This is a genomic window from Nocardia sp. NPDC102475 (assembly GCF_055584605.1).
The window spans coordinates 218,060-231,575 of the sequence record NZ_JBVJLS010000016.1 but is presented as its reverse complement, the minus strand read 5'-3'; the positions used below and the strand labels follow the sequence as shown (position 1 = coordinate 231,575).

At 63.0% G+C, this 13,516-nt stretch carries 10 protein-coding genes and 2 pseudogenes; 9 read left to right on the top strand and 3 right to left on the bottom strand.

What is annotated here, in order from left to right; all coding sequences use genetic code 11:
• The 3 genes and pseudogenes from ACZ60G_RS27925 to ACZ60G_RS27915 form a co-directional block, all read left to right on the top strand.
• Positions 1-297 (top strand): annotated as a pseudogene (locus tag ACZ60G_RS27925) (hypothetical protein); the annotation flags it as partial.
• A 457-nt stretch (positions 298-754) separates the two neighbouring features.
• A pseudogene (locus tag ACZ60G_RS27920) lies at positions 755-1,054 on the top strand (transposase); the annotation flags it as partial.
• Positions 1,055-1,074: 20 nt separating this feature from the next.
• Positions 1,075-1,572, top strand: a complete 498-nt coding sequence (locus ACZ60G_RS27915; protein WP_465813642.1) for a PIN domain-containing protein — start codon at positions 1,075-1,077, stop codon at positions 1,570-1,572.
• Positions 1,573-1,912: 340 nt separating this feature from the next.
• Here the strand turns inward: ACZ60G_RS27915 and ACZ60G_RS27910 are convergent, their stop codons facing one another.
• A complete protein-coding gene (locus ACZ60G_RS27910; protein ID WP_465813641.1) occupies positions 1,913-4,180 on the bottom strand; it encodes a Z1 domain-containing protein in 2,268 nt (755 codons plus the stop codon).
• A gap of 935 nt (positions 4,181-5,115) precedes the next feature.
• On the opposite strand from ACZ60G_RS27910, the gene ACZ60G_RS27905 reads away from it, so the two are divergent.
• Both ACZ60G_RS27905 and ACZ60G_RS27900 read left to right on the top strand, forming a co-directional pair.
• Positions 5,116-5,466: a Panacea domain-containing protein gene (locus tag ACZ60G_RS27905; RefSeq protein ID WP_465813640.1), complete on the top strand. Its 351-nt coding sequence runs from the start codon at positions 5,116-5,118 to the stop codon at positions 5,464-5,466.
• Positions 5,467-6,337: 871 nt separating this feature from the next.
• On the top strand, positions 6,338-7,252 hold the full coding sequence (locus ACZ60G_RS27900; protein ID WP_465813639.1) for a hypothetical protein: 915 nt from the start codon (positions 6,338-6,340) through the stop codon (positions 7,250-7,252).
• Positions 7,253-7,609: 357 nt separating this feature from the next.
• Here the strand turns inward: ACZ60G_RS27900 and ACZ60G_RS27895 are convergent, their stop codons facing one another.
• Positions 7,610-7,858, bottom strand: coding sequence for a hypothetical protein (locus ACZ60G_RS27895; protein ID WP_465813649.1), 249 nt, complete (start codon positions 7,856-7,858; stop codon positions 7,610-7,612).
• A gap of 1,009 nt (positions 7,859-8,867) precedes the next feature.
• On the opposite strand from ACZ60G_RS27895, the gene ACZ60G_RS27890 reads away from it, so the two are divergent.
• Complete coding sequence (locus ACZ60G_RS27890; RefSeq protein WP_465813638.1) at positions 8,868-9,077, top strand: hypothetical protein; 210 nt, start codon at positions 8,868-8,870, stop codon at positions 9,075-9,077.
• Between the two features lie 339 nt (positions 9,078-9,416).
• On the opposite strand, the gene ACZ60G_RS27885 is transcribed toward ACZ60G_RS27890, so the two are convergent.
• Positions 9,417-9,575 carry a hypothetical protein gene (locus ACZ60G_RS27885; protein ID WP_465813637.1) on the bottom strand — a complete coding sequence of 53 codons (159 nt, stop codon included), beginning with the start codon at positions 9,573-9,575 and terminating at the stop codon, positions 9,417-9,419.
• Between the two features lie 255 nt (positions 9,576-9,830).
• Between ACZ60G_RS27885 and ACZ60G_RS27880 the strand changes: the two genes are divergently transcribed.
• The 3 genes from ACZ60G_RS27880 to ACZ60G_RS27870 all read left to right on the top strand — a co-directional run bounded on the left by ACZ60G_RS27880 (position 9,831) and on the right by ACZ60G_RS27870 (position 13,228).
• Positions 9,831-10,250 carry a hypothetical protein gene (locus ACZ60G_RS27880; protein WP_465813636.1) on the top strand — a complete coding sequence of 140 codons (420 nt, stop codon included), beginning with the start codon at positions 9,831-9,833 and terminating at the stop codon, positions 10,248-10,250.
• A gap of 394 nt (positions 10,251-10,644) precedes the next feature.
• Positions 10,645-11,043, top strand: coding sequence for a hypothetical protein (locus ACZ60G_RS27875; RefSeq protein ID WP_465813635.1), 399 nt, complete (start codon positions 10,645-10,647; stop codon positions 11,041-11,043).
• A gap of 1,129 nt (positions 11,044-12,172) precedes the next feature.
• Positions 12,173-13,228, top strand: coding sequence for a tyrosine-type recombinase/integrase (locus ACZ60G_RS27870; RefSeq protein ID WP_465813634.1), 1,056 nt, complete (start codon positions 12,173-12,175; stop codon positions 13,226-13,228).
• The last annotated feature ends 288 nt before the right edge of the window (positions 13,229-13,516 follow it).

Here is a 13,516-nt window from a genome sequence, read left to right as displayed (position 1 = left end):
TGCCCGGCGTTTCCGCAGCGGTTCGCCTCGATCGGTGAGGCCGGGCGGTTCTGTCAGGCGTTCTTCACCTACTACAACAACGATCACCGACATTCGGGAATCGGATTACACACTCCCGCAACGGTTCACGACGGCACCGCCGCCGCGATCCGCGCCGAACGCAGCAAAATCCTCACCGCCGCCTACACCGCCAATCCCGCACGGTTCCGGCGGCCGCCCACCCCACCCAGGCTGCCCGCGGCCGCCTGGATCAACGAACCCGCCAAGGAGAACATCAACACAGAATTCGTGGCCTGAACGGTCTCACCGGGTTTGACAGATTCCGCTACGCCGAGCTGGTCCGCGGCTTCAGCACGTGGTCCCAAGCCCAGGGTTGAGTCCGGCCGATCGACGTGAGAACCCCTGGTGTTGAGTCGGCCCGCAGCGCGGTGCTGGTATTGCGACCGGTCCGTGTCAACCCCACCGCGCCTCCTGGCCTTCAACTTCATCGCTGGAGCATCATCCAACACGAGATCGGCTCGGAATATCTAAAGTTGAGTCGCTCGGCCAGCCACGACGGCGAGCTGCCGATCATCGAAGGCAGCCTGATCCGGTTGACCGTCGACTGATTACCCGGGGACCGCAACCTGAAACATTTGTGGTTGTGGACATCTCGCACCGATCTGATGCCTGAGCAGACCGACCGATTCTGGCACGGGTTCCGGCGCCGGTTCGCCGATCAATGTCCGCTGATGGCCGTCCCAACCAGTACACAGGGCTGCTGGCACCGGTGGAGCGCAAGAATTCCTGGCAGCTTGCCGAGGCTGCCGGGGTGGTCGCCCCCGGTGGATTGCAGCATTTCCTGAACCGATCCCGCTGGAGCGCTGACGAGCTGCGTGATCTGCTGCGGGAGTATGTGACCGGCGCGTTGGCCGGTCCGAACACCGTGCTCGTCCTCGTCGAGCCGGGGTTCGTCAAGAAGGGCATGAAATCCGCCGGCGTCCAATGGCGATCCTCTGGCACGGCCGGGCGCGTGGAGAATTGCCAGCTCGGGGTGTTCCTTGCCCCACGAGGCGGGAATCCCGGAAAGTGTTTATGGCCAAAGCATTTCAACCAAACTACGACTGGCGGAAAAGATGCTCGCTCGAGCCTTGGACGGCGGTGTTGCAGCCAGCTGGGTCGCCGCGGACTCCGCTTACGGGGGCGACGGAAAATTCCGGGGCTTCCCTCGAAGATCGCCTCTGCTGGCGATGGTGCTGCGCGAAATCGACGAGTTCAAACGAGCGGCCGGTCCGAAACCTGCGTCAGCGCGCCAAGGCCGCCGAGCGGCGGATCAAAGGCATCCGCAGCAACGGCGACATACGGGTGGGGGTCCGCGTCGCCGGCGGAGTCTTCGCTAAATTCGAGCACATCGAGCCGCGCAGCGCCGATCTGCCCACTTGGCTGGAACTGAGCGTGCCCGACGATCGGTTCGTGGCCTCGACGTTGCTGCTGCAGTCCGAACACCCTGGCTCGACAGTGTTCGCGGTCACCAGCGACATCAATCTCCAGACGAAACTGGCGGCGGTAGGTCTGCCCTTCGTCGAGCCGTGAGCAGGCTGGCTGGGCTCGTCGCAAACGCCGATGACCGCCCCCAGCGAGGCGACCGCGACCTGTTCGGCCGCCACTGGCAGAGCCGGGCGTCAGCGAGCGAGTGGGCGTCCGCCGCGGATGCGGCCGCCCCACCGGCGTGCCCGCATGACACGCAGCCCCGGACAACGCGGTGCGGCGCTGCGACGGCCGCACGCGGACGAGGTGCCGATGCCCGCGATAGCGTCAGGCACCTGCGGCTGCGGGGCCGGGACCCGAACGGCTGCGAACCCACCTGTTGAGGCGTTCGAGATTATGCACCGGCGGGTATGCGGTGGGACAAAAGTCCCGAATTTCCACATCTTCACTGCAGAGTTGGCGGCCGGGACAGGTTGGTGGGGTAGTTTGCCGCGAACAGGGGTGGCACCTGAGCAGGCGTGAGATCGGTGTGCCGCAGCAGTAGTTCGCGCAATTGTTGGTCGCTGTCACGGTGTCGGATGGCGGGCGCCTCCGGGTGCAGGGTATCGGCTGCCGAGAAGACATAGATGCGCACCAAGTCTTGGTAGCCTGGTCGCGCACCGAGCCATCTGCTCAGTGGCGCAACGGTTTCGGGGGTTCGAGGCCAGCGGGCCAGATATGCGATCGTGGGTCCTTCGTCGTCCCATTGATAATCCGCGAGGGCACCGGCCACCACGACCTTCCACGACTGCCGATCGTGGCCGTCGCTGACGGGGTCGTGCCCGATTCTGGACAGGGCCCGGCTCAACGAAGGCAACAATTTCTCGAACGAGTCAGGGACCGGCAGCTGCTCACCCGTGTAGGCGCGTGCGACCGGGGCGATGTCGGTTTCGAAGAGGCAGCGCAGACGGTCTGCGTCGCGGCCGTTGAGATAGTCACTCGACGACCAGAGTTGATGAATCCGGGTGCGCAGTTCCTGCTGGGCGACCTTGCGGGCCAGGCCATGGACGACCATCGTGTGGTGCCCGAATCGTTTGCCGCTGTTGGCTTCTCGGAAGACCTTCACTGCGGCGGTGAGCACGAACATGTCCAATGCTTCACGCAAGCCGGCTTCACTCCTCTCGATCTCGCGGACGTGAAGTCGGGCGTCGGAGGAGGTGGAGTGCAGGCCGGTTTCATCCGGGCGCGCGGTACCGAGAAAATCTCCGGCCCCCAGGTAGCCGTCGGGCCGTGGCAGAGACGCGATGAAATCGCGCGGGAACAACAGCCCGGCAGAGTTGGGGTCCATGAACGTCGAGGCGAACGGATCCTTCGTGATCGCTACATACTGCGCCCGCGGCAGGATCTCCAGCAGGTGTGCTTGCATACGGACTACTGGCGACCCGATCCGGGTCGAGGACTGCGGCCCATGCGTGTCGACGGCGGCATCGACGATCAGCGCGGGGATCTCCCCGAGCGATGCGCCCAGCGCCAGCAGGTCGTTGACCAATTTGCGCAAGACCGCACGGTTCTTTTTCACCACGATCAGCCGCACGGGAGTGTCGTCCAGGTTCCGCGGGTCGTAGAGAGGCAGATCGTCGGCGTGCTTGTCGAATCTCAACTGCCGCAGCTGTGTGCCGAAGTTATGGTAGTCCGTCTCCTCGGTCGTCAGCCGCATGATGCCGGGGGTATCGGGCAGGGCTGGCAGCTCCTGGTCCAGACGTCGCTGAAGCTGTTGGCGCACACTGTTGGTGGTCCCACCGATGACGATCAGCAATCGGTAGCCGACATCGATGGCTTTGGCGAGGATCCCCGCGATGTGCGTCGATGCTCCGCTTTGGGGATGGGCGACGACCATGCCTTTGGCCTGGTGCGGGGACGCGCTCGACGGCTGGGACAACCGTCCGATGATCTCGCTGGTCGCGACATCGATACTCGCGATCGTAGTGTCGGCAAATCCGGCATCCTGCAATGACTGTGTGTAGCTGCGCCAGTACGAGCCGGGGTAATCCTCGGGCCGATACCACGTGTGCTGGCGTTCCGCGGGCGCCGGCGGAGACTCATGCGGGTGGTCGTCGCTGCCCGCGAGGAGTTTCTCAAGTGCGGCGATGCGATCCTGCGCGGCCGCGAGCAGCGCCCGTGATGCTTCCAGTTCGGCTAGATACCTTCCGATTTCGAGCAGAAGTAATTGTGGGTCGAACGGCAGCACGTCTCGGAGGCGGTCGGGGTCAGAGTTGGGCAGCGACTCGCTCAGAGCCGAGTGCGCGTCCTGGAGCTGTTGCAGGACCAGCGAATATGCCTCGCGAGTGGTTCGAGTTTCCAGTTCCGCGGCCCGCGCCCGCTGTTCGGCCGCGGCAACTTTCCGTTTCAACCACTCGGTGTGACCCCAGCTGCCCGGCTGTGCTTCCAGAGCGGTCTGGTGCAGGGCAAGCAGCCGCTCGCTGTCGGCCCGGAATTGGTCGCCGTGGCGCTGCGCGACCGCGTGGATCAGGTCCTCCACGAAGTCTTGGGGCGGAAGGATTTTCGCGCTCAAGTACCGGCTGACCAAGCTGGCGTCCACCAACTGCTTCGCGGCGTAGCCGCGCAGGGTCACCTCCAGCAGCAGCCACTGTGATCGCATCGCCTCGGCGAGTTCTCGGCGCGCGAGTGGGGCGTCCGGATCCACCGGACGGAGAGAGCCGATTGCAGAGTGCACACCGATAGTAATAGCTGCCGGCGTATCCCAGCACAGCTGTTGCGCACCATTTTGCAACAACGTTGCACCCGATGCACCACCCCCGAGTCCTGCACGCTTGGCGGGTCAGGTTCTAACGGAAGGGAATTCGGTGACGCAACCCCAGGATCACGGTCCGCTCCACACTCCCCGGCCCCGAAGCGCACGCCGCCGTCGGATGCTGCGGTCAGCCGCGCGCGTCGTAGCGCACAATGCACTCAAGGGCATGGCCACCGCAGCGGGGAGCGCGTTCGTGAGCGCGACGATCTGGTGGTTTTCCTCGCGGGGGTAGCCCCATCGCAGGCCAGCTCCCGGCCGGGGTCGGCTTGCCTGCTCCCTCGAACGCGAGGCCCCGCGCCGCCGGTCTACCCCGAACGCACTGCGCCGGTATCGATTCGCTGTCGCCCGGGACAACGGCGCGGCGCCGAGCACCAGAAATGGGCAAGGTTCCCGGGCCCAGCGGCCACCGCGTCGACCGGGGAAGCGGCGGTGCACCATTCATGAGGGAATTCCACAGATCGGCGGCGTAGTCAGGTGCGCGGTTTCCGGAAGTTGGTTGGAATGTTCGGGCCAGTCGCGTGATCCGCTCGGTCAGCGAAGTTGGAGTCGTATGGATGGCGCCGGTGGTGGACTGCATAGCGGACACGGCGGGTCAATTACCTGACGCGACCCGGCGGCGGTAAGTGCATCCAGCCGGCCAGGATCTGCAGCACGTGCTGTCGGTAGCTCGGCGGTCAGTATTCACATTCTGCCGACATCGGCCGTTTGACGCCTGCCGAGTACGAGGCCATCCATGACCCACACCGGCCAGTCAGGCCGCGTGACCGTAACTGGCACCTGATCCTGCATCAGTCCCCCTGTCGGATCCTGTGCATAGACTCGCGGCCGAACAGTTCGATTCGGTCGGGAGAGGTCACATGGCTGCATCATTTACCGCGCACGACATCGCGCAGTGGTTCGTGTACTGGGCGGACACAGTCGATGCCGAAGTCACCAACCTCCAGGTCCAGAAGCTGCTCTACTACGCGCAAGGTCACAGTCTCGCCACCAGCGGCAGCCCGCTGTTCGACGAACCCATCGAGGCCTGGGCCGAGGGCCCGGTCGTCGTCGACGTCTATCACGATCTGCAACTGTTCGAACACGGCCCCATCGACATCTCTCTACGTCCCCGAGGAGCTCGAGTGGGACGTCTTCGAACCGTTCGAATCCATCCTGACCAGCACCTGGGATACCTACGGCAGTCTTGCCACCTCGGCTCCGCGGGATAGCATCCACCTCGAAAGCCCCTGGAAGGAAACGTTCGAGGCGACTGGGAACAATGTCATCCCACTCGATCGGCTCGGTTCCTTCTTCAGTCACGAACGCTGAGCAGCGCCGCGGAGGAAGCTTGCTGCACCGGCCGCCGCTCGCGTGACGACCGGTGCCGGCTTACAGCATGCGAGGCGTGATCCCGCAGGCCATTTGGGGAGCTGGCGGTGCCTCAGCGGACCGACCGCACCTCCACTACCACGCCTGGCCGGCCGATCATTTCCGCAGGTCGATCTCTGTGGTTAGCGCATGCGTCCCCCTCCGGACACAGACAGTGCGTCAACCCGTGGCCGTGGGTTCGTCTCGACCGTAACTGCATGGTCGTCGTGGTTGTAGATTAGTTTCAGTCCCAGTTCTCGGTATACCTCCAGCTTGTCGCCGGGCTCGGCAGCCCGCAGAACCACCAGGATTCCACCCAGTACATCCACCAGTTGACGGATTTCGTCTCGGCTCATTCGTTGAGCGGGGACGGCGCGACTCGTCGCGGCCGTGAGTTGAGCGGCCAGGACCGCTCGTTCGCGGTGGATGTCGCTGCTCCACGCGGCGACCATCGCTGGGTCTGCACCGGCCTCCAGAGCGGCGCGATGTCTGGAGAGTTTGCGGTCGCATTCAGAGGCCGCTCTGTACGAGAAGGCGTTCGCCAAGCTCACCGAGCAGGCTGTACGCGGCGACGCCATCGAGTGCTGCTTGCATCGGACTGGGATCGGTGTGTCGAGCCTGACCGATTAATCCGGAGGCGGAGCGCATAGTGGTGTCGGTGGCTGTCGGTAGCCAGTAGTCCGAATGGACGGTACGCGCAGAACTGCCGGTGCCGGTCGATACGGTGGTCGCATGACTAACGCAGATGCCCTGTACACACTTGGTGCATCGCTCGCGCCGGCCTTGAGGCGGGTAATAGAGCGAGGGCGAAGGGGGAAGACGCTGGAGGAATGGGGGCTGAAGCCACATCGAGCTGATCCGGGAACGTCGATGGCCAAAGATGACGAGGACGGCTACGAAACCAAGATTCCAGAGGGTGTGACGGGGACTGTCTTGTTTCCGATCATGAACGCGACCGACGCACTGGCAACAATCCATACGGCCCTCTCGGAAGCGGCAAAGGTTGTGCCTTTCAATCATCACACGCCATCGTTCCTATCTTCTTGCAGAACAGCTTTCGAATCTTCTGCTCAAGCAATATGGATCATGAGCCCGGCAGGGCGAGAGGATAGGCGAGCGCGGGCCGCAGGGCTTGCGCGGATCGGAATAGAGCATGCCCGCGAGTATCACAGTGAGGCAATTGCCGCCCATGACAATAAGCTCCTCGTGATCCCTGACGAGACGTACAAGCAGTCGAAGCATCGGCTCCGATTTCATGAGAAGGAACTGGAGGTGCTCGAAACTCTCCCTCAGCAAAGTGGGCGCAAATACACCGAACTAGTTCGCAAGGCAGCTAATTGGATCCAGGAAAATCCGCCGAAGCATACCACCGATATAGACAAGAAGCATTTTCCAACAATAATGAAGATGCAATACCGTGTGTGTTCGAGCTTCACGCACGGCCACTCTTGGCCGATTGATTTAGTTAATGGCCCGTCGGCAATGTTTTCAATGATGGCCGACGCGATCGCCACAGCGGTTGTCAGTGCGGAGTGTGCAATTGCCCTATTTGAGGCTCAATCAACCGACCCTGGGAGCGGGCGCAAGAATTATTATCCTGAACGCCTGAGTCCGACTATTGAAGAATGGCGTCGTCGTTACGTGTGATCAGGATGCAGATTGTCAGTGCTACCCCGCCGACCTCCGGCGGGGCGGCACTACGTTTGCCGGGAGGTCTGGCTCCTCCGTGGTGGCCGGAATCGCCTACGGCGGAGATGTAATCGCCTTGGACGGTTCGGGAAGATGTTGCCAGGCTGCCCTCCTCGTCGGGGAATGCCAGGGCATGCGAAACAGAGAAGACGGTACTTATCGCTCGCTCCGCACACCGGGAGGGAAGTTTGAGCGTCGTCTTCCCGCACTGCAGGATCTAATCCGAGGGCGGGTCGGGGCCGCACGGTTGCTGACAGGCCCCGCCATGCGTCGCTGACGGTCGGGTCAAACTCGCACCGTTGTGGTAGTCACCGGTCATCGACAGTGGTGAGCCAATTCGATCTGGAAGTCGTCCTCGGCGGCATCGCGATAGACCGGGTATCCGGTGGTGGGTCGAGTCTGGTTGGGGTAGAGGAGGGCCTGGATTTGAGGGTCGTCGTGGTCGAAGGCTGCCTCGTTGTAGGGCAGATCGGCGCTGGTGTGGCGGGCGATCGTGGGGCCTCGTTCGGGGAGAGCGCCAGCGGTAGTCGTTCGGCGGCTGCGTCGCCGCTGTCCGCTGTCCATAGTGCCCACACTGGCCCTGCCGGGCCGTCGGGGTGGGTCAGGTCGCGACTGGTGGTCGCGATCACCAGGTTGGGGCCGTAGCTGCCGAACGCGCGGCTCAGTGCGGTCCGCAATCCGATCTCGCGGCGGGCCGAATGCACCGAGAACAGCAGAATCCCGAAGTTGTCAGTCGGGAACCTCTGATAGTCGGCAAGTTTGGAGGTCACAGTCGTCAACGACTCTGTGCCGGTGTCGTATTCGAGGAAGAACCGCACCGCCCGGTCGTTGTGTTCCCAGCAGCCGTAGCCATCCGTAGTGCCACGGGAGGGCGGACACTGGCGCGCCGTCGCCAGTTCGTGGCCGCCGCCCAGTGGCTCGCCGCTGCTCGCCAAGAGCCGCGCACATATCGCCCGAATTCAACGCCGCCCTCGAACGCCGCCGAGTAGCCCAGCAGGTGCCCCAGCGGCAGCTGCGGCCCACCCCGCACATCCCCGGCCGAATGGACGCCGCCGCCACAGCGCCCGCTGCTCGCCGAGATTGCCACCGCCCTATGCGGATTCGTCGCGAGCCTACTCGACGTCCTCATTGGCGGCATGGGCCGCCGATGAGCGAAACCCCCTGTGTCGAATGTGATCGGCCGATAGCAGACGGTGCACACGCTGCCGCACCGGCGGCCACGAGATCGTGAGACACCTACTCGAAGTGCCCTCACTCCCGCGGCCGGAGCGGTCATTCGGGTGGCCTTCCGGATAGTGGACTCGTCCGCTGTCGATGAGCAGCGATCCAGCGGCGAACTGTCGATCGTCGCCCTGCAATAGCGGCAACACGTCGGCGGCGCGGAAGATCAGCGGCTTCAGATGCGGCCAGTTCCGCTGTAAGGCTGCCACTGCAGGCCGCAGGATCGGAACGAGCTGCGTCCGTTGACAACCCGCCACGGTATTCACCGCCAAGCACCCTCCACAACATCGTGTGCCGCATGGTGCTCGAGTAGAACCGCTGTCTTCCGGAGAAGATCGACAAGTACGGGAACGTGAACCCGACCGACATCATCAACCTGTTCAACCTCGGCGAGTTGATCCACTTCGGCAAGCGAAGCCAGGACTACGACGAGCTCGCTGACGACCCCGAACACGAAGGCGTGCAGCACCACAACTTCGTGGTTTCGATGCTCGGACTGGTGCACCTGTACTTCGGTTTCTCCCTGGTCATCCAAGCCGCGCTTGGGAAACAGACGCAGTAAAGACGACTCCAGCAGCCAGTGAGCGGCTGGGATTTGGGCGTTACCGGCGGTTCGAAATCACAGCGATAGCTTGGGCGTTACTTTGCGTACAATTCGTACGATAGAAGATGCCGCCGCGCAAAACATGCCCTGACCTGCTGCTCTACTCTGCTCTCAACCAAGGTTTCGGTGGCCGTGAGAGTCTGATAGCCTGTCTCCCGAACAGAAGAAGTGTATCCATCAACCTCAGTCCAAGCGACTGAGGTTTTTTGTTGCCTCACAACCGAATTCACCCGCTCAAGCCCTCGGCCCGCCGGGGGCTTTTCTCGTTTCCGGAGGTCCCTTGTACAGCAGCATCATTCACAGCGCGGGCTTGACCGCCGCAGCTAGCGTGTGGCCACCAATCGTCTTCCTCGGCACCATCACGGTGGTCACGATCATCGCCCTCTGCCGCGCACCACGAGACGACATATCGAAGATATTCGCGGCGTTCGCAGCTGCCTTCGGGTTCCAGAGCATCGGCCAATCCAGCACGAGAAACGACCACGAAGATGGGCATAATCTCCTGGACGCGAAGGACACGGAAGGACCGAGTGACCGAGGAGAGGCTGCATGACCAGGCGACGGATCGATCGCACACCTGTGGAACGATCAGTCACCTCATCGGAGGTTGTCCAACAGCTTTTGCGGCGCTTCATAACAGCCTTCGAAGCAGGCTTCGATCTGTCTCGACTCGAAGACGATGCCCAACGTCATCAATCTAGGCTCGCGCGTTTGGAGCTCCAGTGGGAGCCCTCCCGAGTCGAAGAGGTCATGCAGCGGCGCTTCCATCGTGCTGTGTGGGGAGTCATCGCTCAAGTGCTGCTGACGAACGAGGAGCTGAGTGTGGCTGTCGGTGATCTCGATGCAGACGATCGGGATCGACTACTCCAGCTGATCGGGGAGTTCGCGGCGGAGATCAAGCCGCTACCACGCACCTGGTGCGAGCACCACGGCTACACCCAACCCGTCGGACGACACCGCTGTAAGGCGTGCCCGTGCGAGCTACCCATCCGATACAGCACAATACGCATCGGCGAGAACGACCGCGGTCTGCCGGATCTCGTCGGTCGCAGCCCGGCGTTCTACTGCAGCAATGCATGCCGACAGCGGGCGTATCGCCGTCGGCAACGGGATGACACCGATTCGGCTTAACCGCAGTCGTCTACGTAGTGGCACGCCTTGGTGCGCTCGTCTGGGAGCGCACCACACCACTATGTGGTGGTCTCGCACTCGGTGGGGTGGGGATGTGCCTGAGCAGGCTGTGCAGCCGCTGGTTGCTGTACCAGTCGACCCATTCCATCGTTGCGTACTCGACGTCGTCGAGGGACCGCAACGGCCCGGTGAGAAACGGATAGGACAGGGCCAGCGCACTCCAGGCCCCCTGTGGCGCAACCTCCCCGGAAACGTTGAAACTAATCCGGGCGAATGAGACTCCGACACTGGGGCTTTCGCGCCTGCCGATGACTTGCCGGTACCTGTTGTTACACATGTGCACTGTCGGCCCGATCCACGGCGCGGTGTCGGTGGTGGGTTCTATTCTGCAGGCATGTCGAATGAGGGGGATGTAGGGCCGGTGGTGCGGCGGTTGCCGGTGGACCGGCAGAATACTGGTCCGCTGACCGAGTCCTGGATCAGGTACGAGAAGCAAGCCGTGGCATTGATGCTCATCCGGGAGCTGGCCACCGACAGCGACCTGGAAGCGATCGCACCGCAACACTCCTCGGATGTGGTCTTGCTACACCGCACCCGACGGCCGACGCTGGTCTCGGTGAAACACCGGGAACCGCATCAACGCAACGGCGACAGCGGTTGGGGCCCTTCAGAATTGAAGCCGGTGCTGGCCGTGCTGCACCGGCATGGTCGCAGACCGAGGGATCGGCGGTGCCCGCATTCTGGTCGAACGCTGGATTTGTCCGCAAGGCCCGGATACTGCACGCCAACGTGATCGACAAGACGCCGCCCTCGACACCGACGTTGAGCTGGTTGGCCGGCGCCATCGGCGGGTCCGCCGCCGACGCCGCCGCATTCGCCGGCGAACTTGAGTTTCTCGTTGACCCGCTGCCGGGCCGGCTCGAGATCAATGCCAGCGGTGCGGCGGCCGCCGCGGAGTTTCTTGAGCGCCGCGGCCGACATGCCGCACGCCGAGCGCTGCGCACCACAACCGACGCTGGCAGGGACCGCGCACCCCGTTGTGGCACAAACGGCCAGGATCGGGTTTCATGGATGTTGGGAGAATCAGTAGGCAGGGTGCGAAAGAGGATGCCCCATGTCTTCGATGTTGGACTTCTGGCTTTTCGCCGCCGTCCTCCCAGAGATTCAAACCAGGTGCGGATTGCGGGTGAGCCCTGTGGTCCATTACAGCAAAACCCCGCCGATTACGCGACGATGTGTTGCGGATTCGGTGAGAAACGCCAGACTGCGAGTGCCGAGTCCTCACAGTTTTCCGCGGGTGGGCTGGCCGCCTGGGCAAAGGTTGAATCTCTCGATCTTCATCGGTGTGATCATCGCGGTCATGGCTGGAGCCGACCAGTGACTGAGCGACCTAGTGCGAGCGGCGATGGCCTGCAAGACATTCCGAGTCCAAGCCGGTCCCCCAGCGGGCTGCACCGCGAGCCGATCACCGGGTTGTTCGAAGGGTTGTACCAAACCGCCGCTGCCAGTCCGGCATCATCGAAAGCGCTGGCGGACTTCGCGTTCCCGGCGGCGGTGGACGAGGCACCGATCCCAACCCTCGACTGTTCGGTCACGACCATCGACAACCGAGGCCGACTCGCTGCCAGATCTGCAGTAAGAGTACTGGGTTGGGATCCAGGGCAACCGCTTTCGATGGACGTAGAGCGCAGCGTGGTCAAGGTTCGGCGGTCGCGAGATGGCCAGCCGCTCCAACAACGCGGGTTTCTCATACTTCCATCCGATATCCGCAACAAGTGTCGGCTGTATACGGGTGATCGAGTGTTGATAGCGGTGTCTCTCGCGGATGAGGTACTCGTGGTGTACCCACCCCGGATATTGACGGCGGCACTGTGGGCATACTTCCCGGACCCGTGGCAGCAAGGGCGATGAAAGACGCCGAGGTGGCCGAACTGCTGCAGGCGATCTCGCGGCTGGGCTTGACGGTCGTCGGAAAGAATCACACAGCGGGGGGTGTCGAGGTGCCGACATTCGGTGAGTTCGTTCCTCGGGTGTCGTGCGCTATGTCGATGTTGCAGCGGGAGAGCTACACAACGTATTGGCGAATTCTCGTGATCGAGTGGGGTCACCGGCGTTTGAGCGAGCCGACGCCCACCGAGATCCTTCATCTGATGAATCGGCACAAGGCCAACGCCGTGGTCAGGTCGAACTGGCGTGGAGGTACGGGCGCTGCCAGGAACTTCCTGCACGCGGTGCGATGTTTGTACCGTTACGCCGAGATGGACAGCTTGATCACTCCGGCGGACAACCCCGCGGCCAAGGTCCCGATGCCACGGAAGCTGGAAAGCAGCCGTCACGCTTTGACTCCAGAGCAGGTTTCCGATCTGGGGCGCGTTGCGTCTGAAACCGGCAACGATGTCGAGCTGGACGCTCTGATCGTGCGCCTGCACATCGAGACGGCATGCCGGCGTGAAGCCGCGCTCAAACTGCGTCTGGACGAGTTGAGCGCAGGCGATTGCACCGTCCTGCTGCATCACAAAGGCGGCGTGGACGCGTGGCATCCTGTGACTCCCCTTCTCATGCGCAGACTCATCGAGCATGTCGAGAACCGGGGCGGAAGCTCCGCGAAAGCCGGGCACCGAGTGCTGCGAACCCGCAGCGGGAACCCGATCACCGGTCGACGCTACGACAACCTCCACGGCCGGTTCCGCCGGTATCTGCCCTGGGCTGACGCGAAAGGTGTGACCGTGCACTGGCTACGGCATACCACCTTGACTTTCATCGAGCGAGAGTTCGGGGAAGCGGTCGCACGCCGATATGCGGCCCACCGAGACCCGGGCACGACTGCGACACCGATCTACACGAAGGCCTCCCTAGTCGAATGCGCGCAGGCGTTGGTCGCAGTCACCGGGCAACCGCATCCACTTGCCCGCAGCGAGCGCACTTCGACGGGATTGCAGGCCCACGAAGAGAAGGGACACGAAAAGGGGGTATGGTGATGGCATGTACACGAAAAGTGTGCATAAATACCATATTTCGAGTGTCCTGGTCCCCCTCTGGACATTCAATGACACGGTTCTGTGGCAGATTTGCCACAGAACCGTGTACTTTTTTGGCCTTCAACCGGGGTCCGGACCTGTTTTCGGGGGCAAGATTGCCGCGCGGTGGTGTCATTGAGCGGCTCGGACACGTTTCCGATATCGCGCTGTGTAAACGCAACGGGCGGCCATCAGCTATAAGCGCTACGACGGGCTGTGGAATCGAGTCCGCGAGAACCCCCCTTGGGC